Source organism: Streptomyces sp. 7R007 (genome assembly GCF_054850255.1).
Map to the genome: position 1 here is coordinate 1 of NZ_JBTWMV010000008.1, position 20,650 is coordinate 20,650.

General features: G+C 69.9%; 16 protein-coding genes. 13 read left to right on the plus strand and 3 right to left on the minus strand.

Translation table 11 applies throughout. The annotated features are described in order from the left end of the window. Positions 1-444: 444 nt before the first annotated feature. From ngcE to ACYF6T_RS12780, 9 genes are all read left to right on the plus strand, one after another. Positions 445-1,893 carry an N-acetylglucosamine/diacetylchitobiose ABC transporter substrate-binding protein gene (ngcE, locus tag ACYF6T_RS12740; RefSeq protein WP_461696028.1) on the plus strand — a complete coding sequence of 483 codons (1,449 nt, stop codon included), beginning with the start codon at positions 445-447 and terminating at the stop codon, positions 1,891-1,893. A gap of 66 nt (positions 1,894-1,959) precedes the next feature. Further along, positions 1,960-2,895, plus strand: coding sequence for a carbohydrate ABC transporter permease (locus ACYF6T_RS12745; protein WP_461696030.1), 936 nt, complete (start codon positions 1,960-1,962; stop codon positions 2,893-2,895). Positions 2,896-2,910: 15 nt separating this feature from the next. Then, positions 2,911-3,834: a carbohydrate ABC transporter permease gene (locus ACYF6T_RS12750; RefSeq protein WP_461696031.1), complete on the plus strand. Its 924-nt coding sequence runs from the start codon at positions 2,911-2,913 to the stop codon at positions 3,832-3,834. Positions 3,835-4,017: 183 nt separating this feature from the next. Further along, positions 4,018-5,217: an ROK family transcriptional regulator gene (locus tag ACYF6T_RS12755; protein WP_461696033.1), complete on the plus strand. Its 1,200-nt coding sequence runs from the start codon at positions 4,018-4,020 to the stop codon at positions 5,215-5,217. 133 nt (positions 5,218-5,350) lie between these two features. Beyond that, positions 5,351-6,451: a sugar ABC transporter substrate-binding protein gene (locus tag ACYF6T_RS12760; RefSeq protein ID WP_461696358.1), complete on the plus strand. Its 1,101-nt coding sequence runs from the start codon at positions 5,351-5,353 to the stop codon at positions 6,449-6,451. A gap of 189 nt (positions 6,452-6,640) precedes the next feature. Beyond that, positions 6,641-7,432, plus strand: coding sequence for an ATP-binding cassette domain-containing protein (locus ACYF6T_RS12765; RefSeq protein ID WP_208780943.1), 792 nt, complete (start codon positions 6,641-6,643; stop codon positions 7,430-7,432). Then, entirely contained in the window at positions 7,429-8,733 is a 1,305-nt protein-coding gene (locus tag ACYF6T_RS12770; protein WP_461696035.1) for a sugar ABC transporter permease, read from the plus strand. Before ACYF6T_RS12765 ends, ACYF6T_RS12770 begins: the two co-directional genes overlap by 4 nt. A 216-nt stretch (positions 8,734-8,949) precedes the next feature. After that, positions 8,950-10,878 (plus strand): 1-deoxy-D-xylulose-5-phosphate synthase, encoded by a 1,929-nt coding sequence (gene dxs / locus ACYF6T_RS12775; protein ID WP_461696036.1) that lies wholly within the window; start codon positions 8,950-8,952, stop codon positions 10,876-10,878. A gap of 149 nt (positions 10,879-11,027) precedes the next feature. Next, a complete protein-coding gene (locus ACYF6T_RS12780) occupies positions 11,028-12,533 on the plus strand; it encodes an amino acid permease (protein WP_461696038.1) in 1,506 nt (501 codons plus the stop codon). A 15-nt stretch (positions 12,534-12,548) separates the two neighbouring features. Here the strand turns inward: ACYF6T_RS12780 and ACYF6T_RS12785 are convergent, their stop codons facing one another. Further along, positions 12,549-12,995 (minus strand): NTP pyrophosphohydrolase, encoded by a 447-nt coding sequence (locus ACYF6T_RS12785; protein ID WP_461696040.1) that lies wholly within the window; start codon positions 12,993-12,995, stop codon positions 12,549-12,551. Positions 12,996-13,028: 33 nt separating this feature from the next. After that, positions 13,029-13,919 (minus strand): NAD(P)-dependent oxidoreductase, encoded by an 891-nt coding sequence (locus tag ACYF6T_RS12790; RefSeq protein ID WP_461696041.1) that lies wholly within the window; start codon positions 13,917-13,919, stop codon positions 13,029-13,031. Between the two features lie 155 nt (positions 13,920-14,074). On the opposite strand from ACYF6T_RS12790, the gene ACYF6T_RS12795 reads away from it, so the two are divergent. Beyond that, on the plus strand, positions 14,075-15,091 hold the full coding sequence (locus ACYF6T_RS12795) for a hypothetical protein (RefSeq protein ID WP_461696042.1): 1,017 nt from the start codon (positions 14,075-14,077) through the stop codon (positions 15,089-15,091). A gap of 78 nt (positions 15,092-15,169) precedes the next feature. Here the strand turns inward: ACYF6T_RS12795 and ACYF6T_RS12800 are convergent, their stop codons facing one another. After that, entirely contained in the window at positions 15,170-16,258 is a 1,089-nt protein-coding gene (locus tag ACYF6T_RS12800; protein WP_461696043.1) for an LCP family protein, read from the minus strand. A gap of 327 nt (positions 16,259-16,585) precedes the next feature. On the opposite strand from ACYF6T_RS12800, the gene ACYF6T_RS12805 reads away from it, so the two are divergent. The 3 genes from ACYF6T_RS12805 (at position 16,586) to ACYF6T_RS12815 (ending at position 20,649) form a co-directional block, all read left to right on the plus strand. After that, complete coding sequence (locus tag ACYF6T_RS12805; RefSeq protein ID WP_461696359.1) at positions 16,586-17,707, plus strand: PLL family lectin; 1,122 nt, start codon at positions 16,586-16,588, stop codon at positions 17,705-17,707. Positions 17,708-17,896: 189 nt separating this feature from the next. Continuing rightward, positions 17,897-19,702, plus strand: coding sequence for a stealth family protein (locus ACYF6T_RS12810; RefSeq protein ID WP_461696361.1), 1,806 nt, complete (start codon positions 17,897-17,899; stop codon positions 19,700-19,702). Next, on the plus strand, positions 19,699-20,649 hold the full coding sequence (locus ACYF6T_RS12815) for a hypothetical protein (protein ID WP_461696044.1): 951 nt from the start codon (positions 19,699-19,701) through the stop codon (positions 20,647-20,649). Before ACYF6T_RS12810 ends, ACYF6T_RS12815 begins: the two co-directional genes overlap by 4 nt. The last annotated feature ends 1 nt before the right edge of the window (position 20,650 follow it).

Genomic DNA, 20,650 nt, shown 5'->3' on the forward strand with positions numbered 1-20,650 from the left:
CGGTGGCCGCCCCCTGTGCGCCCACCGCCATGACAAAGGCGGCCGTGATCACGACCGCCGGACTGCCTCTGTGCCGTCTTCTGAAACCCATGGACCAGACCCTCCCTGCGCCCATCGGACAACGTTGTCAACTTCGATGCGCAGTGACCAGTAGTGGGTCAAGTGGTCAGTGATGTCAAGGGTGTTGCTCGTGGCATTCGGGGTGTATGTCGCGGATTTTTCCGGCAAGGCGGCCACAGGCGGCTCATATTTCCGCCAGGTCTCAACTCGGAAAAGACCCGTGGCCCACTTTGCATTCGATCTTGCTCCGTTGGCGGGAAGTGGACTATACCTGTCGGCGAATCACACGATCCGCACATCCTGCACGACCCTGCTTGACCTGACCGCGGTGCCGGCGAGGATCCGGTTCACCGCCTGAGTCCTGGAGAAGGCGAGGACTTGAGCATGGGATCCACTTCCGCCGAGAACAACGGCAGCGCGGGTGTCGGCCGCCGCGATCTGATCAAGCGGTCGGCCGCACTCGGCCTGATCTCCGTACCCGCGATGAGTTTCCTGTCGGCGTGTGCCAGCGGCGGCGGGGGTGACGACAACTCGAGCGACAACGACCAGGGCAAGACCTCCAAGTCGAACCCCTTCGGCGTCGAGAAGAACGGCAAGCTCGACGTCGTCGTCTTCAAGGGCGGTTACGGCGACGACTACGCCAAGGCGTGGGAGGCGAACTTCAAGCAGAAGCTCGGCATCACCTCCACCCACACCGGCACCCAGGAGATCACCGGCAAGCTCCAGCCCCGCTTCAACGCGGGCAACCCGCCGGACATCGTGGACGACTCCGGCGCCCAGCAGATCAAGGTCGACGTGCTGTACAAGAACGGCCAGCTGCTGGACCTCGCCGCCGTCCTGGACGCGCCCGCGGTCGACGACCCGAGCAAGAAGGTGCGCGACCTGATCATCCCGGGCACGCTCGACGCCGGCATGCAGGAGGGCAAGATCGTCGCCCTCAACTACATCTACACGGTCTGGGGCCTGTGGTACTCCGGCAAGCTCTTCAAGGAGAAGGGCTGGGAGGAGCCCAAGACCTGGGACGACTTCATCGCCGTCTGCCAGGACGCCAAGAAGCAGGGCATCGGCGGCCTCGCCCACCAGGGCAAGTACCCGTACTACATCAACGTCGCCATCATGGACCTGATCGCCAAGACCGGCGGCCTGGACGCGATGAAGGCGATCGACAACCTCGACCCCAAGGCCTTCGTCGGCTCCGACGCGGCCCAGGCGGCCGTCGAGGCGATCTACGAGGTGGTGGAGAAGGGCCTGTTGATGCCCGGCACCAACGGCCTGACCCACACCGAGTCGCAGACCCGCTGGAACCAGTACAAGGCCGCCTTCATCACCTGCGGCTCCTGGCTGGAGAACGAGCAGCTGAAGCAGACGCCGTCGGACTTCGACATGAAGTTCATGCCGATGCCGCTGCTGCCCGACAGCAAGATGCCCTTCGAGGCGATCCGGGCCGGTTCCGGCGAGCCCTTCATCATCCCGGCGAAGGCCAAGAACCTGCCCGCGGCCAAGGAGTTCATGCGGCGCATGCTCTCCAAGGAGTGGTCGACGCTGTTCGCCAAGGAGGCCAACTCCCTCACCATCCTCAAGGACGGCGTCGACCCGAGCGTCAAGCTGCGCCCGGGCACCCAGTCCACGGTCGAGGCGTCCAAGGCGGCCGGTTCCAACACCTTCCGTTACCTGTACACCGAGTGGTACAGCGAGATGGACACCGCCCTGCAGGCGGCCTCCAACGAGCTGATGTCCAAGCGCATCCAGCCCAAGGAATGGCTGAAGCGGTGCCAGGCCGCGGTCGACAAGCAGGCCAAGGACCCGGCCTCCAAGAAGAACCACCGGGACTGACCGCAACGCCGTTTCCCGGGCCGGACCGGTCCGGCCCGGGAAAGGACTTCAGGGGCAGGGACGCCAATGCGCAAAGGGCAGTACAGGTTCGTCGCCGGATTTCTCTTCGTCCCGGTGGCGCTCTATCTGATCTTCGTGATCTGGCCGTACATCCAGACGTTCGGCTATTCGCTGACCGACTGGAAGGGCCAGTCGCAGACCTTCAAGTTCGTCGGCCTGGACAACTACAAGGCGCTGTTCCAGGACGACGTCTTCATGCAGGCCATCTGGCACAACATCCTGTTCCTGATCTTCATTCCGATCATCACGATCCTGCTCGCGCTGTTCTTCGCGTTCATGGTGAACGCGGGCGGACGCAGCCGGGCCGGCGGAGTGCAGGGCGTCGCCGGATCGACGTTCTACAAAATCGTCTACTTCTTTCCGCAGGTCCTGTCGCTGGCGATTGTCGCGGTGCTGTTCAACGCGGTGTACCGCAGTGACGGCGGCGGCCTGCTCAACGGCTTTCTGATCAAACTGCACCTGGTCGACGCCAACAATCCGGTGGAATGGCTCAACGAGCCGAACATGGTGCTGTGGGCGCTGATGGCGGCCGTGGTCTGGCACGGCGTCGGCTTCTACCTGGTGCTGTTCTCGGCCGCCATGCAGTCCATTCCGAAGGACATCTACGAGGCCGCCCTGATCGACGGCGCGGGCCGCAACCAGTCCTTCTTCCGTATCACCCTGCCGCTGCTGTGGGACACCGTGCAGACCGCCTGGGTCTACCTGGGCATCGTTGCGATGGACATGTTCGTCCTGGTGTCCTCCATGACCGCGAGCATGGGCGCGTACGGCGGCGGCCCCGACCACCACAGCGACGTGATGTCGACGGTGATGATGCGCAACTTCCAGTACTTCGGCAAGAGCGGATACGCCTGCGCCATGGGCGTCGTCATGCTGCTGCTCACCCTGGTCCTGTCCGTGGTCATGCTGCGCGTCACCCGCCGCGACCGCGTCGAGTTCTGAGCGGGAGATACGACGATGAGCGCACCCATCAAGGAACCCGCGGCGGCCCCCGCCGAGCGTCCCGTCACCAAGGCACCCGCCGGCCCGGGCGACCGCCGTGGCGAGGGCGTCGTCCTGAACGTCTTCTCGCACGGCTTCCTCGCCCTGTGGGCCCTGCTGATCGTGCTGCCGCTGCTGTGGCTGGTGTTCAGCTCCTTCAAGACCGACGCCCAGATCGGCGGCTCGGCCTTCGGCTGGCCGCAGAACTGGTCCTTCGGCGTCTTCCGCCGGGCCTGGAACAAGGGCATCGGCGACTACTTCCTCAACACGGTCATCGTGCTGGTCTTCTCCGTGCCGCTGACCATGCTGTTCGGCTCCATGGCCGCCTACGTGCTGGCCCGCTACCGGTTCTGGGGCAACCGGCTGCTGTACTACTTCTTCGTCGCCGGCGCGATGTTCCCGGTCTTCCTGGCCCTCGTCCCGCTGTTCTTCATGGTCAAGCGGCTGGACATGCTCAACACCTACCAGGGCCTGATCCTGGTCTACATCGCCTACTCGATGCCGTTCACGGTCTTCTTCATGCACGCCTTCTTCCGCACACTGCCCACGGCGGTCTTCGAGGCGGCCATCCTGGACGGCGCCTCGCACACCCGGACCTTCTTCCAGGTGATGCTGCCGATGGCCAAGCCGGGTCTGATCAGCGTGGGGATCTTCAACACGCTCGGCCAGTGGAACCAGTTCATCCTGCCCACGGTCCTGATGCAGCCGCAGAGCGGCGGCGATCCGGAGCGGTACGTCCTCACCCAGGGCCTCATCCAGCTGCAACAGCAGCAGGGATACGCCTCCGACCTGCCCGTTCTCTTCGCCGGCGTGACCATCGCGATGATCCCGATGCTGGTGGTCTACCTCTCCTTCCAGCGCCAGGTCCAGGCGGGCCTGACCTCGGCCACCCTGAAGTAGCGCTCCGCAGCCGCCCGAACGCGCGCCGCTCCCGTCCCGGGGGGCGGCGCGCACGCTTGTTCCCATGCGCCCCGAAACAGTTCAACCTCTTGACGGGAGGCAACCCGAACGGCTCAGCTTAGAGTTCACTAGTTGGACATAGACGGGGCCTCACCGATGCGGTCCCGCGCGCAGGAGGTCGTCGTGGAGACTCCGGGGTCGCAGTCGTCACTGCACCGAGCCAACCTGGAGCGGGTCGTACGGGCCGTCCGGCTGGCCGGGTCGCTCACGCAGGCGGAGATCGCGAGGACCACGGGCCTGTCCGCGGCGACGGTCTCCAACATCGTCCGCGAGCTCAAGGACGGCGGAACGGTCGAGGTCACGCCCACGTCGGCGGGCGGGCGCAGGGCGCGCAGCGTGTCGCTGAGCGGGGACGCCGGCATCGTCATCGGCGTCGACTTCGGGCACACGCATTTGCGCGTCGCGGTCGGGAACCTCGCCCACCAGGTGCTGGCCGAGGAGTCCGAGCCGCTGGACGTGGACGCCTCCTCCACGCAGGGCTTCGACCGGGCGGAGGAGCTGGTCAATCGCCTGATCAGCGCAACGGGCGTGGACCGGTCGAAGATCGCCGGCGTGGGCCTGGGTGTGCCCGGTCCGATCGACGTCGAGTCCGGCACGCTGGGCTCCACCGCCATCCTGCCGGGCTGGACCGGCACCCGGCCCGCCGAGGAGCTGCGGGGGCGGCTCGGGGTGCCGGTGCACGTGGACAACGACGCCAACCTCGGCGCCCTGGGCGAGCTGGTCTGGGGCAGCGGCCGGGGCGTGCGCGACCTCGCTTACATCAAGGTCGCGAGCGGTGTGGGCGCCGGTCTGGTGATCAACGGGAAGATCTACCGCGGCCCGGGTGGCACAGCGGGAGAAATCGGTCATATTACTCTTGATGAGTCCGGCCCCGTCTGCCGCTGTGGAAACCGGGGCTGCCTGGAGACCTTCGCGGCCGCGCGCTATGTGCTGCCGCTGCTCCAGTCCAGCCACGGCACCGACCTGACGATGGAAGGCGTCGTGCGGCTGGCCAGGGACGGAGACCCGGGCTGCCGTCGGGTGATCGCCGACGTCGGCCGCCACATCGGCTCAGGAGTCGCCAATCTCTGCAACCTGCTGAACCCGAGCCGGGTGGTGCTCGGCGGTGATCTCGCCGAGGCCGGTGAACTGGTGCTCGGGCCGATCAGGGAGTCCGTCGGCCGCTACGCCATCCCCAGCGCGGCGCGTCAACTCTCCGTTCTCCCGGGGGCACTTGGAGGCCGTGCGGAGGTGCTCGGGGCGCTCGCTCTCGCACTCAGCGAGATGGGCGATTCCACCCTTTTGGACGGCACGCTGCACGCGGCGTCACCTGCCTTCACTTAGAGAACGGATGGCACCGTTGCCAACCCGTTAAGGATTTACTTCTTGACGTCGCACGTGTGGCCGAGTTGACTTCCAGCCACCTCGGCCGCAACGTCGCGGCCTCGTCAGGGAGGTTTCTGAAGTGAACACGCGTATGCGTCGTGCCGCGTTCGCCGTTGCAGCCGGTGCGATGGCCGTTTCCCTCGCCGCCTGTGGCAGTGCGAAGGAGTCGGGCGGCGGTTCGGACTCGTCGTCGTCCGCCAAGAAGGGCGACAACATCAAGGTCGGTCTCCTGCTCCCGGAGAACCAGACCGCGCGCTACGAGAAGTTCGACAAGCCCTTGATCGAGAAGAAGGTCAAGGAGCTCACCAACGGCAAGGGCACGGTCGTCTACGCCAACGCCAAGCAGGACGCGAGCCTCCAGGCGCAGCAGGTCGACACCATGGTCACCCAGAAGGTCGACGTGCTGATCGTGGACGCGGTGGACTCCGCGGCGATCAAGAACTCGGTCCAGAAGGCCAAGGACGCCGGCATCCCGGTCGTCGCCTACGACCGCCTCGCGCAGGGCCCGATCTCCGGCTACACGTCCTTCGACAACGAGACCGTCGGCAAGACCCAGGGCGAGGCCCTGCTGAAGGCCCTCGGCTCCAAGGCGAAGTCCGGCAAGATCGTCATGATGAACGGGTCCTCCACCGACCCGAACGCCGCCCAGTTCAAGAAGGGCGCGCTCTCCGTCCTCCAGGGCAAGGTGAACATCGGCAAGTCCTACGACACCAAGGACTGGAAGCCGGAGAACGCCAACGCCAACATGGAGGCGGCGATCTCGGCCCTGGGCAAGAAGAACATCATCGGTGTCTACTCCGCCAACGACGGCATGGCCGGCGGTATCATCACCGCCCTCAAGGCCGCCGGCATCTCCAACGTCCCGGTCACCGGCCAGGACGCCGAGCTCGCCGCCGTCCAGCGGATCATCACCGGCACGCAGTACATGAGCGTCTACAAGCCCTACCCGACCGAGGCCAACACCGTCGCCGAGCTGGCCGTCGACATCGCCCAGGGCAAGGACCTCAGCTCCGTCGCGCCCGACAAGGTCGACAGCCCGACCAACCAGGGCATCCCGGCGAAGATCATCCCGGTCTACTCGCTGACCAAGGACAACATCAACGACACCGTCATCAAGGACGGCATCTACACGGTCGCCGACATCTGCACGGCCCAGTACAAGGCCGCCTGCGACAAGGTCGGTCTGAAGTAAGCAGCGGCACGTCCCTTCCCAGGTGGGGGAATTCGCTCTTGAATTCCCCTACGGGACGCCCGCTCCGAAGGCTCCTTCCGGCGCCCCGCGTATCAGACAGCCCCGCAAGCTCGTGGCGGGGCGCCGGACGGAACAGCCTCCCCCCCAACTTTTCTGCACTACCTTCCGCCGGGTCAGGCGGCGAAGGAGATGGTTCACGTGTCCGCTACGCCCGTGCTGGCGTTGCGCGGGGTCTCCAAGCGATTCGGTGCCGTCCAGGCGCTCACCGACGTAGAGCTTGAGGTCCACGCCGGTGAAGTGGTCGCCCTGGTGGGCGACAACGGCGCCGGAAAGTCCACGCTGGTCAAGACGATCGCCGGCGTGCACCCCATCGATGAGGGCGTCATCGAGTGGGACGGCAAGGCGGTGTCGATCAACCGGCCGCACGACGCCCAGAACCTGGGCATCGCGACGGTGTACCAGGACCTCGCGCTGTGCGACAACATCGACGTCGTCGGCAACCTGTACCTGGGCCGTGAGGTCCGCAAGTACGGCGTGCTGGACGAGGTCGAGATGGAGCGCCGCTCGCGCGAGCTGCTGGACCAGCTGTCCATCCGCATCCCCAGCGTCCGCATCCCGATCGCCTCGCTCTCCGGCGGTCAGCGCCAGACCGTGGCCATCGCCCGCTCCATGCTCGGTGAGCCCAAGCTGGTCATTCTCGACGAGCCCACCGCCGCTCTCGGTGTCGAGCAGACCGCCCAGGTCCTCGACCTCGTGGAGCGGCTGCGGGAACGCGGTCACGCCGTGATCCTCATCAGCCACAACATGGCCGACGTGAAGGCCGTCGCCGACAAGGTGGCGGTACTGCGTCTGGGTCGCAACAACGGCGTCTTCGAGGTCAAGTCGACCTCGCAGGAAGAGATCATCTCCGCCATCACCGGCGCCACGGACAACGCCGTGACCCGTCGTGCGGCGCGCACCTCCGGGGAGATCAAGAAGTGAGCATCGACAAGACCTCTGCCGCCCCGGGGACCCCGGAGGACGAGCACGTCGTGGAGAACCCCGAGGCCGCGGCCGGCGCCGCGACCGTCGTCGACCCCCGGCTGCTCGTGCGCGAACAGGGCTTCGCGGGCTACATCACGGAGTTCAAGCGCAAGATAAAGGCCGGCGACCTGGGCTCCATGCCGGTCGTCATCGGCCTCGCCGTCATCTGGATCATCTTCCAGAGCCTGAACTCGAACTTCCTCACCGCCAACAACCTCTCCGACATCTCCATCACGATGGTCGGCACCGGCATGATCGCCGTCGGTATCGTCTTCGTGCTGCTGCTCGGCGAGATCGACCTGTCGGTCGGCTCCGTCTCCGGTGTCGCGGGCGCCACCTTCGCCGTGCTGAACATCAATCACGGCATGAGCGAGTGGCTGGCCTTCGTGCTGGCCATCCTGACCGGCACGGTCGCCGGCGCGATCCACGGCTTCTTCTTCGCCAAGATCGGTGTGCCGGCGTTCGCGGTCACCCTGGCCGGTCTGCTCTTCTGGAACGGCTTCATGCTCCAGATCCTGGGCGACAACGGCACGATCAACCTCAAGAGCGACGGCATGGTCGCCAAGCTGACGACGTACTACTTCACGGACGTCGCCGCCGCCTACGGCCTGGCCATCGCCGTGACCGCGCTGTACTTCCTCAGCTCCTACTTCGGCAACCGCCGCCGCGAGGCCGCGGGCGTGCCGTCGCGGCCGCTGAGCGAAACCATCCTGCGCACGGCGCTGCTGGCGGTCGTCGCGTTCGCCGTGGCCATCGTCTACAACCAGTACAAGGGCCTGCCGCTGGCCGTCGTGATCTTCATCGGCGTCCTGCTGATCACGGACTTCGTGCTGCGCCGCACCCCGTACGGCCGCAAGATCTTCGCGCTCGGCGGCAGCGTCGAGGCCTCCCGGCGTGCCGGTATCAACGTGGAGCTGGTGCGGATCTCGGTCTTCGCGATCTCCGGCACCTTCGCGGCGATCGGCGGTCTGTTCATCGCCTCGAAGATCGCCTCCGCCAACCAGGGCGCCGGCGGCGGTGACCTGCTGATGAACGCGATCGCCGCGGCCGTCATCGGCGGCACGTCGCTCTTCGGTGGCCGTGGGCGCACCTGGAACGCGCTGCTCGGTGTGCTGGTCATCGTCTCGATCCAGTACGGCCTGGCGCTGGAGGGCATCGCCTCGCCGGTCCAGTACATGATCACCGGTGGCGTGCTGCTGGCGACGGTCGTCATCGACGCCGTCACCCGCAGGACGCAGAAGACGGCCGGTCGCGCCTAGCGACCCCCGACCGATGCCCGGCACCGCACAGGTGCCGGGCATCGTCGTGTCGTACGCAGCCGCATGCAGCCGTAGGCAGTCGTAGGCAGGAGCGATCGTGGGTAGAGCCGATCGCGTGACGTACGACGCACCGGCCGGGCGTCGCTCGCACAGGCGGAACATTAGACTCGACAAGCCCGGCAACAGCTCGATCAGCTCTACTGCAAGGAGGCACGGGTGCCGCTGCTGACCCGTATCAGGGGACCGCGCGATCTGGACCGGCTCAGCCTGGAGCAGCTGGACCAGCTGGCAGAGGAGATCCGGACCTTCCTCGTCGACGCCGTCTCCAAGACCGGCGGGCACCTCGGCCCGAACCTCGGCGTGGTCGAGCTGACCATCGCGCTGCACCGCGTGTTCGACTCGCCCAGGGACAAGGTGCTGTGGGACACCGGTCACCAGTCCTACGTGCACAAGCTGCTCACCGGGCGGCAGGACTTCTCCCGGCTGAAGATGAAGGGCGGTCTGTCCGGCTACCCCTCGCAGGCCGAGTCCGAGCACGACGTCATCGAGAACAGCCACGCCTCGACGGTGCTGGGCTGGGCCGACGGCCTCGCCAAGGCCAACCAGATCAAGAAGCGCGATGACCACGTGGTCGCCGTCATCGGCGACGGCGCCCTCACCGGCGGCATGGCCTGGGAGGCGCTGAACAACATCGCCGACGCCAAGGACCGCCCCCTGGTCATCGTCGTCAACGACAACGAGCGCTCCTACGCGCCCACCATCGGCGGCCTGGCCAACCACCTCGCCACGCTGCGCACCACGGACGGCTACGAGCGCTTCCTGGCCCGCACCAAGGAGGTGCTGGAGCGCACCCCGGTCGTCGGCAGGCCGCTGTACGAGACCCTGCACGGCGCCAAGAAGGGCCTGAAGGACTTCATCGCCCCCCAGGGCATGTTCGAGGACCTGGGCCTGAAGTACGTCGGCCCCATCGACGGTCACGACATCGAGGCGCTGGAGTCGGCGCTGGCCCGCGCCAAGCGCTTCGGCGGCCCGGTGATCGTGCACTGCCTCACCGAGAAGGGCCGCGGCTACCAGCCCGCCCTCCAGGACGAGGCCGACCGCTTCCACGGCATCGGCCCCATCCACCCCGACACCGGCCTGCCGATCAAGGTCTCCGGCGCCGACTGGACCTCCGTCTTCGGCGACGAGATGGTCGCGCTCGGCAAGGAGCGCGAGGACATCGTCGCCATCACCGCGGCGATGCTCCAGCCGGTCGGCCTGAAGAAGTTCGCGGACGCCTTCCCCGACCGGATCTACGACGTCGGCATCGCCGAGCAGCACGGCGCCGTCTCCGCGGCCGGCCTCGCGCACGGCGGCCTGCACCCCGTCTTCGCCGTCTACGCCACCTTCCTCAACCGGGCCTTCGACCAGGTGCTGATGGACGTGGCGCTGCACAAGTGCGGGGTCACCTTCGTCCTGGACCGGGCCGGCATCACCGGCACCGACGGCGCCTCCCACAACGGCATGTGGGACATGTCGATCCTCCAGGTCGTGCCGGGCCTGCGGCTCGCCGCCCCGCGCGACGCCGACCAGGTGCGCGCCCAGCTGCGCGAGGCCGTCCAGGTCGAGGACGCGCCGACCGTCGTCCGCTTCTCCAAGGGCGCCGTCGGCCCCGCCGTACCCGCCGTGGGACGCGTCGGCGGCATGGACGTGCTGCGCGAGCCCGGCACCGGCACCCCGGACGTGCTGCTGGTCTCGGTGGGCGCCCTCGCCCCCATGTGCCTGGAGATCGCGGAGCTGCTGGACCGGCAGGGCATCTCCACCACCGTCGTCGACCCGCGCTGGGTCAAGCCGGTGGACGAGGCCATGGCCCCGCTCGCCGAGCGGCACCGGGTGGTCGTCACCGTCGAGGACAACTCCCGCGTCGGCGGCGTCGGCTCGGCGATCGCGCAGGCCCTGCGGGACGCGGGCGTCGACGTGCCGCTGCGCGACTTCGGCATTCCGCCGCGCTTCCTCGACCACGCCTCCCGCGCCGAGGTCATGGCCGAGATCGGACTCACCGCCCCCGACATCGCCCGCCAGGTCACCGGCCTGGTCTCCAAGCTGGACGGCCGCTTCGACCGCACGGCGGCCGGCGTGGACTCCGTGGAGCCCGCGCGCGACTAGAAGACCCCTTCAACGGGCCGGTTCCGCCACTCCTACAGGTGGCGGAACCGGCCCGTTTGCGTGAACCTGCCTGTGCCGGGGCATACGCATCCCCGGCCCTCTCGATCATGTTGAGCCATACCGGGGTCTCGCAAGCGTGGGAGGTAGGCGTGAGCAACACGCTGTTCAGGACGAAGAACGTCGAACAGTCCATCCAGGACACGGAAGAACCCGAGCATTCCCTCAAGAAGTCCCTGTCCGCCCTCGATCTGACGGTGTTCGGAGTCGGTGTCATCATCGGCACCGGCATCTTCGTCCTCACCGGCACGGCCGCCAAGAACACCGCCGGCCCGGCCGTTTCCCTGTCGTTCGTGGTCGCCGGCGTCGTCTGCGCGCTCGCCGCCCTGTGCTACGCCGAGTTCGCCTCCACGGTCCCGGTCGCGGGGTCCGCGTACACCTTCTCCTACGCCTCCCTCGGCGAGCTGCCGGCCTGGATCATCGGCTGGGACCTGGTGCTGGAGCTGGCGCTCGGCACGGCGGTGGTCGCCGTCGGCTGGTCCGGCTACATCCACTCGCTGCTGGACAACGCCGGCTGGCATCTGCCCGAGGCGCTCAGCGGCCGGGACGGGGCCTCCGGGTTCGGCTTCGACATCCTCGCCGCCGCCCTCGTCCTGGTGCTCACCACCATCCTCGTCATCGGCATGAAGCTGTCCGCGCGGGTCACCTCCGTCGTCGTCGCCATCAAGGTCGCCGTCGTGCTGGTCGTCATCATCGCGGGCGCCTTCTTCATCAAGGGCGGCAACTACGACCCGTTCGTCCCCAAGGCGCAGTCGGTGGAGGCGGGCGGGAACCTCAAGGCGCCGCTGATCCAGCTGATGTTCGGCTGGGCGCCCTCCAACTTCGGCGTGATGGGCATCTTCACCGCCGCCTCCGTGGTCTTCTTCGCCTTCATCGGCTTCGACGTCGTCGCCACCGCCGCCGAGGAGACCCGCAACCCGCAGCGCGACGTGCCGCGCGGCATCATCGGCTCGCTGATCATCTGCACGGCCCTCTACGTCGCCGTGTCGATCGTGGTGACCGGCATGCAGAAGTACAGCAAGCTGTCCGTGGACGCCCCGCTCGCCGACGCGTTCAAGGCCACCGGGCATCCCTGGTTCGCCGGTCTGATCAGCTTCGGCGCGGCGGTCGGTCTGACCACCGTCTGCATGATCCTGCTGCTCGGCCAGTCCCGCGTCTTCTTCGCGATGAGCCGCGACGGTCTGCTGCCGCGCTTCTTCTCGCACACCCACCCGACGTTCCGCACGCCCTACCGGTCCACCATCCTGCTCGGCGTGGTCATCGCGGTCGTGGCCGGCTTCACCAGCCTGAGCGAGCTGGCCGAACTGGTGAACATCGGCACGCTCTTCGCCTTCATCGTCGTCGCGATCAGCGTGATCATCCTGCGCAACACCCGCCCCGACCTGGAGCGTTCCTTCCGCACCCCCTGGGTGCCGGTGCTGCCGGTCCTGTCGGTGCTGGCCTCGCTGTGGCTGATGCTGAACCTGCCCGCCGAGACCTGGCTGCGGTTCGCGATCTGGATGGTGATCGGCTTCGCGGTGTACTTCTTCTACGGCCGCTCCCACAGCCGCCTCGCACGACGCGACCCCGCGGCCGCCGCCCCCGACGCCAGGGCCTGACGCCAGGGCCCGACGTCAGGGCCTGACCGTCCGGGGACCGGCGACCTCGGCGCCGAGTTCCCGCACCCGCCGGCGCAGTTCCCGGTCCGCGGTCACCACCAGCATGGCCCGGTCACCCGCCCGGGCGACGAGGTCGACCATGTGGTCGTCCCCGCTGCCCGGCGCGGACTCCACCCGTACGCCGGGCACGGCCGGCAGCCCGCGGGCCGCGCCCTCCACCACGAGGACGATCTCCACGGGCCCCGGCCGGCCGGGCACCCCGTCCACCGCCAGCCGGTCCCGCAACCGCTCCGCGGCCCCCCGCCGATCCCGCCACCACCCGTCGGGCACCGACCCGACGACGTTGGCCCCGTCGACGATCACCAGCAACGGGGTCTCGGGGCGCACGGCGGCCTCGCCCACGGAGCCCTCGTTGCCGGAGCCCTCGTCCGCGGGGCCCTCGTGTCTGCGGTCCTCGTTCATGGGGTCAGGTTCGCACGGTGCGTCGGTCGGGTGTCAGTCGGTCGGCTTCTCGTCGAAGCTGGCGAAGTAGGCCGCCACCATGTCCTCGTCGCCGTGGCCCTGTGCGGCGGCGCGTTCCAGGCGTTCGGCGCTCGCCGCGGCCACGTCGAGGCGCACGCCGTGCTCCTCGCCGGCGGCCACGATCAGCCGGGCGTCCTTCGCGGCCGTGGTGACCGCGAACTGGGGCGGGGTGAGCCGGTTTTCGAGGACCATGCCGGCCTTGGCGCGCAGGTAGCCCATGTCGAGCGGCCCGCCGCCGATCAGGTCGAAGAAGTGCTGCGGGTCGACGTCGAGGGCCTTCGCCAGCGCCAGCACCTCGCCGGTCGCCGCGGTGGCGGCCACCACCCAGCTGTTGGCGACCAGCTTCAGCCGGCTCGCGCTGCCGGCCGAGCCGTCCCGGCCGGTCCACAGGGTGCGCGCGCCGACCGCGTCGAACACCGGCTCCACGGCCGCCCGGCCCTCCTCGGGCCCGGCCGCCAGCACGGTCAGCTGCCCGGCCTCGGCGGGCTGACGGGTGCCCAGCACGGGGGCGTCGTAGAAGACCAGTCCGTGCTCGGCGGCGAACGCGGCGAGCCGCGCCGTGCTCTCCAGGCCGGCGGTGGTCGACTGCACCCAGGCGACCCCGGGACGCAGCGCGTCGGCGGCCTCGCGCATCACGTCGAGGGTGGTGGGGCCGTCGTAGAGGATGGTCAGGACGACGTCGGCATCCCGGACCGCCTCGGCCGGGGTGTCGGCGATGTGCGCGCCGTCGGCGGCGAGCGGCTCGGCCTTGGCGCGGGTGCGGTTCCAGGCGCGGACGGTGTGTCCGGCGCGGGCGATGTTGCGGGCCATCGCGGCGCCCATGATGCCCGTGCCCAGGACGCTGACGGTTCGCTTGTCGGTCATGGAGTCGGCTTCCTTCTCGTACGTACGTGGCCTGTGTGGAGGTTGCCTCGTGCGGTTGGTGCCGGTACCAGCCTGCCCCATCGAGATCGTTCCCGGGCGACCGGTTGCCGCTCCCCGCGTGACCGTGCGGCGGGCGGCGCGCTTAGAGTGAACCGGTGAACGGCGACTGGCTCATGCGCGGCCGAGACGGCCGGCTCTGTGTCTACCTGCCCGCGGGCGACGCCGTCCTGTGCCGGGCGGAGCGGGTGCCCGGCGGACCGTGGACGCCCCCGCGCAGGATCGGCGGGGAACAGAAACTGCTCGACTCGCTCGCCGTCGGGCAGGGCGACAACCTCTACGGCCATCTGGTGGCCTGGCGGCCCACCGTCTCCGGCGAGGCGGGCCTGGTGCACTCCACCCACTTCCGCCCCCGGCTCGCGGCCCTCGACTGGAACCCGATCGGTCACCCGAACAAGAAGGGCGACGTCACCGGCACGCCGGCCGTCGCGGTCGACGCGCAGGGCCGGGCCCATGTCTTCGTGCGCAACCGGGGGCAGGGGGTGAACATGATCGCCCAGAAGGAGAAGGGCGGCTGGGAGCCCTGGCGCGACCTCAAGGGCAGCAAGGTCCAGGACGGACTCGCGGCCGTGACGGGGGAGTCCGGGTGCGTGGAGCTGTACGCGGCGGTGCCGGGCGGGCTCGTGCACTGGCGGCAGCGGGAGCCGGGGACGGTGCCGGAGCTGGACGAGGCGGTCGAGGCACCGGTGCGGCCGGGGACCCTGCACGCGCTCGCCACCTCTTCCGACCGTACGACGTGCTTCTACACCGACGACTCGGGCGACCTGTGCGCATGGCGCCCCGGCGGCAAGCCGGTCACCCTCCTGCCGTCCACGGGGCCCGGTCCGGTGTCCGCCGTCCGCTGCGAACTCGACGGCCACGACTGTACGTTGCTCGCCCAGCGCTCGGCGAGCGGCCGGGTCGCCTTCGCCGCGTACCCCACGGAGCAGGAGTCGGCCGGCGCCTGGTGGACGGAGTCGGGCCCGCAACTCCCCTCGGACGCGACGGTCTCCCTCACCCTGGACGACAGCGCCCGCGTGGTGGCCGCCACGGTGTCGCCCAGCACCGGCCGGCTCCTCCTCACCCGCCGCAAGGACGAACCGGGCCTGGCACTGGAGGCCTGGCGGGAGTTCTGAGCGAAAGCGACGCGACGCACCGGACGCACCGGGAACTCGCGCGCCGCGAGGGGGCAGCGACCCGCCGCACCGCGTGGGTCAGGAACTCCCGCCGTGCGCCGGGGACTTCTTCGCCGACTCCGGGATCGTGGAGTCCGTGCGGATCGCCTTCCACAGGGTGGACGCCTGGGGCTCGGCCGCCACCACCCGGTTGGGGTCGATCCTGTCGTAGGCGACCGGGAGCATGATGGTCTCCATGCTCGACGGGTCGACGCCGTTCAGACTGCGGCCGAAGTCCGCGAGCTTGGTGAGGGAGGCGAGGCCGGAGTCGGTGGTGAGGGCCTCGGTCAGGTTGTCGGCGATCCGGTATGCCTTGGCCGGGCTGCCCAGCAGGTCCTGCTTCTTGATCTCGCTCAACAGGGCCAGCATGAACTGCTGTTGGAGACCGATCCGGCCCAGGTCGCTGCCGTCGCCGATGCCGTGCCGGGTGCGCACGAACTGCAGCGCCTGCGTGCCGTCCAGCTTGTGCGTGCCCTTGGTGATGTCCAGGCCGCTGGAGCTGTCGTGGATGTCCTGGTCCACGGTGACCGTCACGCCGCCGATCGCGTCCACCAGCCCCTTGAAGCCGGCGAAGTCGATCTCGACGTAGTGGTCCATGCGCACCCCGGACATCTTCTCCACCGTCTTGACCACACAGGCCGGACCCACCTGGGAGTAGACGGAGTTGAACATCACGCGCTTGGCGGAGGGGACCGTGGAGCCGTCGGACTTCGTGCACGCGGGCCGGGTGACGAGGGTGTCGCGCGGAATGCTCACGGCGACGGCCTTCGTGCGGCCCTCGGGTATGTGCATCACCAGCGCCGTGTCCGAACGCGCCCCGGAGACGTCCGGGTCGTCCACCAGCTCGCCGTTGGCGCCGGCCCGCGAGTCCGAGCCCAGGATCAGGATGTTCTGCCCGGAGGTCGGCAGCTTCTCGGGCCGGTCGTCGCCGATCGCCTTGTCGATGTCGACGCCCTTGAGGTTGCCGTCGAGCCTGCTGTACAGCCAGTAGCCGGTTCCGGCGCCGGCCACCACGAGGACGGCCAGCGAGAGGAGCACCCACCGCAGCACCCGGCGCCTGCGGGGCGGTCGGCCGGGGGACCGGCGGCGCGATCTGCTCGGGCTGTCGTCGACGGCTGGGGTCGTCATGCGGCTCGGTGTCCTCGTCTTCCGGTCGTTCTCGGGCTGCTCGGTCTCGCGCGCCGTCGGCGTGCCCAGCGCTGCCCGGCGCTGGAGAGACCGGTGAGACGCGACAGGCGTTGTACGGCAGTGACCCGAATCACACGACTCCCGGGCGGACGGCGTCCGATGTCCGTGATGTCCGCTGATGTTCCGTCGTGCGCGGGGCTCTTGGGCCCTCGATCCGAGCCCGGGGAGTGTAAACGGTGTGCATATCATGTGTGAATTCCAGGTCCCCTGTGAATTCCAGGTCCCCGCATCGGAGTCGGGCAGTCGTCGAGGGAGTCCGTCATGGTGATGCGGGGTCGGTCCGCGCGCGCCGCACAGCCGCGCCGTCCCGCCGGGACCGTCGCCGCCGTACCCACGCACACCGTGACCGCGACCGCCACCGGCTCCTGGCTGGTGCTCGGCAAGGACGGCCGCCTCACCGCCTACGCCCCCTGCGCCGGCGGCCTGCTGCGCTGGACCGAACTGCGGCCCGGCGGCCCCGGCTGGTCCGGGCCCGACGTCGTCGCCGTACCGGACCTCACCCACCTCGCCGTGGTGCAGGGCGCCGACACCTACGTCCACTTCCTGGGCCGGCGCGAGCGGCCGCGCGCCGGCGGCCCGGCGCAGGTGGACGTGGTGCACGCGATCCAGTACCAGACCGGACGGCCCGTCACCGAGTGGCGCTCGCTCGGCAATCCGCACCGGGAGCCGGACAGGGCGCTGCGCCTCGGCCCGCCGACGGCCGCCGTGGACGGCGCCGGCACCGTGCACGTCTTCGCGCGCAACGCGGGCGGCGGAGTGATGATGCGCCGGGAGGGCAGGGGCGGCCGCTGGGAGCCCTGGGCCGACCTGCGGGGCGCCGACGTCCAGGACGCGATCGCCGCGACGGCGCTCTCCGACGGCCGTATCGAGGTGTTCGCGCCCGCCCGGGGCGCCGCGCTGCACTGGGTCCAGCCCGAGCCGGCCGCCGTGCCGCAGCGGGCGCACGACGTACGGCCCGGCCCGCTGCCCGGCACCGTCGCCGCGCTGGAGACCGCCCCCGGCCGGCTCACCTGGTTCTGGACCGACCCGGCCGGCTCCGGGCTGGTCTGCCACCGGCGCGGCGGCTGGTCGGTGCCGCTCGGCGGCGCCCCCGGCGACGGCGCCAACGCGGTGCTGCGCACGGTGCTCGACGGCTACGACTGCACGGTCGTCGCCCACCGCGGCGCGTCCGGCGCCGTCGTGCTCGGCCTGTGCGGCACCGAGGCCGAGTCCTCGGGCCTGTGGTGGACGGACACCGGCCGCCCGTGCCTGGGCGATCCGGCCCTGGCGCACGACGGCCGCGGCCGGGTGGTCGTCGCCGCCGTCGATCCCGACGGCACCCTGCGGGTCGCCCGCCGGGCCCCCGAACCGGGGCTGGTGCTCGGGGAGTGGGAGCGCGTGGCCGGGTGATCCGCGATGTGGCGTTCCCGACACCGGTGGCCGTTACATCGATTACTTCTGGACAGCTTGAGAATCCGGTGTAAATATTCTGTCCGATCGGTAAAGCCCAGGTAATCGTCTGATGAACCGTGGGCTGACGTGAGGGTGGGGACCTGTGCCGGAACCGCTTCCGGCCACGACTTGGATGGTGCAGACGTACTGGTGAGCCTCAACAATCCCGAGGCGAGCGGACTCGTGTCGACCTATCGGTCCTTGGTGCCCACGGGAGCCCGCCGCCGGATCGCGGGACGCGTTCCGCACCCGGTGCGCACCTCCGTCAAGCGCTCCCTGGCCTCCGTCGACGCCGTCCGCTCCGCCGTGGTGGTCCGCGCGCTCGGCGGCGGCCGGCGCGGCGGCGGCACCTCCGACGGACAGCTGCGCGTCGTCCGCGCGAACGGCAGGCACGTCCGCGCCATGGAGGTGGAGGGCGCCACCGCCTGGGCCGCCCGCGCCCGCAACCTCCACATCGTGGTCTCCGTCCTGGAGGAGGCCGGCATCGACTACTTCTGCGTCCGCGGCACCGCCTCGCTCACCCCGTGCGTCGCCGTGCCGGAGCGGCTGCGGGCCGAGGCGGAGTCAGTGCTGCGGGCCGTGTGCGAGGAGGGCGCGGGATACGTCGGCACGGCCGGCGCGGGACCGATGCGCCCGGGCGCCGCCGCGGCGAGCTGGCGTGCGCTGCGGGGCCAGCGCGTGCTGCGGGTGGCGTGGAACGTCTGCGATCCCACCGGCAACCTGGTCTTCGGCCGCGAGTCCGGCTGCGACCTGGAGTTCTGGTCCGAGCAGGACGGCCGGCTGATCGCGCCCCGGCCCAACCGCGTGGTGACCGAGGTGCCGGTGGACCGGGGCCGCTGCTGGGTGGAGCAGAAGCGTTTCAGCACGGTGCCCGCCGTCTACGACACCGGCCATGCGCGCACCCTGCCCGAGTTCGCCGCCGCGCTGCCCGAGGACCACCTCTTCCCGATCGACGTCGTCTACACCTGGGTCGACGACTCCGACCCGGTGTGGCGGGCGAGCCGCGACGCCGCACGCGGCCGGCTCGGCGCGGACGGCGGCGGCGCCCTGCACGAGCAGGCGGCCAACGACGCCCGCTACACCAGCCGCGACGAACTGCGCTACTCGCTGCGCTCGATCCACCAGTACGCCCCGTGGGTGCGCCACATCTTCCTCGTCACCGCGGGTCAGGTGCCGGCGTGGCTGAACACCGACTTCCCCGGCATCCGGGTCGTGGACCACCGGGAGATCTTCTCCGACCCGCACGCGCTGCCGACGTTCAACTCCCACGCCATCGAGAGCCAGTTGCACCACATACCGGACCTCTCGGAGCACTTCCTCTACCTCAACGACGACGTGTTCTTCGGCCGTCCCGTCCAGCCCGGCCACTTCTTCCACCCCAACGGGCTGACCAAGTTCTTCCAGTCCAAGGCGCTGATCCCGTCCGGCCACGCCGACACCGCGGACCTGCCCGTCAACGCCGCCGGCAAGAACAGCCGCGGCCTGATCGCGCAGCGCTTCGGCACCGTCATCTCGCAGAAGATGAAGCACACCCCGCACGCCCTGCGGCGCAGCGTCCTGGCGGAGATCGAGCAGGTCTACGCGAAGGCGCACTGGGTGACGCAGCACGCCCGCTTCCGCTCGCCCCACGACGTGCCGATCGCCTCCTCGCTGCACCACTACTACGCCTACCACTCGGCGCGCGCGACGATCGGCGACATCCGCTACGTCTACGTCGACCTCGCCGACGCCCTCGCCCAGCGCCGCCTCGACAGCCTGCTGGCCCGCCGCAACTTCGACACCTTCTGCATGAACGACACGGTCACCGCGGCCGACCCCGAGGCGCAGAGCCGTATGGTCGCCGACTTCCTGGAGAGCTACTTCCCGGTGCCGAGCCCCTACGAGGCGACCACCGGCATCCCGGCGCCGCGCGAGGGCCGGCGGGCGGCCCAGCTGGAGCGCGCCGGCTCATGACCCGTACCTCCCAGAGCCCCGCCGCGAAGGCCGGCGGGGCGGGCCTCAGACGCCGTCTGGGCGCCCTGCGCACCCGCCTGATGCTCGGCTTCTTCCTCCCCCTGCGCCGGGGCCGCGCCGCCCACCTGCACTACGCCGCCATCCTCGACGGCCAGACCGTCAACCTGCACGCCGAGCTGCCGCCCTCGGCGGGCCGGCCCGAGCGGGCGGAGATCGTGCTGCGCCGCGGCCGCAGCCGGCACCGCGGCGAGGCCCGCGTCTACGCCGGACCGGACGGGGAGACGCTGGTCGACGCCGCGATCCTGCTGGGCGCCGAACTCGGCGGCCTGCCCGTCGGCCCCGGCCGCTGGCGCCTGCGGCTGCGGCTGACCTCCGGGCGCCGCTCGCGCACGCTGTCGCTGCTGCTGCCGGAGCCGCCGAAGCCGTACGAGGGACCGACGAAGCCGATGACGGCCTCCCCGGTGACCGGTGAACGCCACCGCCTCGGCCGCTCCGTGCGCGGCAGCGCCCGCGTCGTGACCACCCCGGCCCGCTCGGCCGTGGAGGTGTCCAAGGTGCACCTCAACCACGCGGGCGTCACCGTCGACTTCCGCGTCCTCGGCACCCGGGCCGAGGAGCCCCGGGCGGAGTTCGTCGCCTCCGGACGCCGGGTCGAGCAGCCGGTGACCGCACTCGGCGCCGGCACCTACCGCGTGGAGGTCCCGCTGGAGCGGATGCCGCCCCGCGGCGCCCGCCCCGACCACTGGGACGTCGTCCTCGTCGACCGCGCCGGACGGTCGATGCGCCTGGGCCGCCGGCTGCACGACGTACGCAACCCGCTGCGCGTCTTCGCGATGCGCTCCCTGGCCGTCACCCCGCCGGGCCGCGCCCCCATGATCGTCCAACCGCGCTACACCCCCGCAGGCAATCTCCGCATCACCTGCACGCGCATGCCCGAGGCAGGCTGAA

Coding starts and splice junctions, on each gene's coding strand:
- ACYF6T_RS12800 (WP_461696043.1), bottom strand. CDS start 16,258: ATGACGACCCCAGCCGTCGACGACAGCCCGAGCAGATCGCGCCGCCGG.
- ACYF6T_RS12760 (WP_461696358.1), top strand. CDS start 5,351: ATGCGTCGTGCCGCGTTCGCCGTTGCAGCCGGTGCGATGGCCGTTTCC.
- ACYF6T_RS12745 (WP_461696030.1), top strand. CDS start 1,960: ATGCGCAAAGGGCAGTACAGGTTCGTCGCCGGATTTCTCTTCGTCCCG.
- ngcE (WP_461696028.1), top strand. CDS start 445: ATGGGATCCACTTCCGCCGAGAACAACGGCAGCGCGGGTGTCGGCCGC.
- ACYF6T_RS12750 (WP_461696031.1), top strand. CDS start 2,911: ATGAGCGCACCCATCAAGGAACCCGCGGCGGCCCCCGCCGAGCGTCCC.
- ACYF6T_RS12785 (WP_461696040.1), bottom strand. CDS start 12,995: ATGAACGAGGACCGCAGACACGAGGGCCCCGCGGACGAGGGCTCCGGC.
- ACYF6T_RS12805 (WP_461696359.1), top strand. CDS start 16,586: ATGCGGGGTCGGTCCGCGCGCGCCGCACAGCCGCGCCGTCCCGCCGGG.
- ACYF6T_RS12765 (WP_208780943.1), top strand. CDS start 6,641: ATGGTTCACGTGTCCGCTACGCCCGTGCTGGCGTTGCGCGGGGTCTCC.
- ACYF6T_RS12815 (WP_461696044.1), top strand. CDS start 19,699: ATGACCCGTACCTCCCAGAGCCCCGCCGCGAAGGCCGGCGGGGCGGGC.
- ACYF6T_RS12790 (WP_461696041.1), bottom strand. CDS start 13,919: ATGACCGACAAGCGAACCGTCAGCGTCCTGGGCACGGGCATCATGGGC.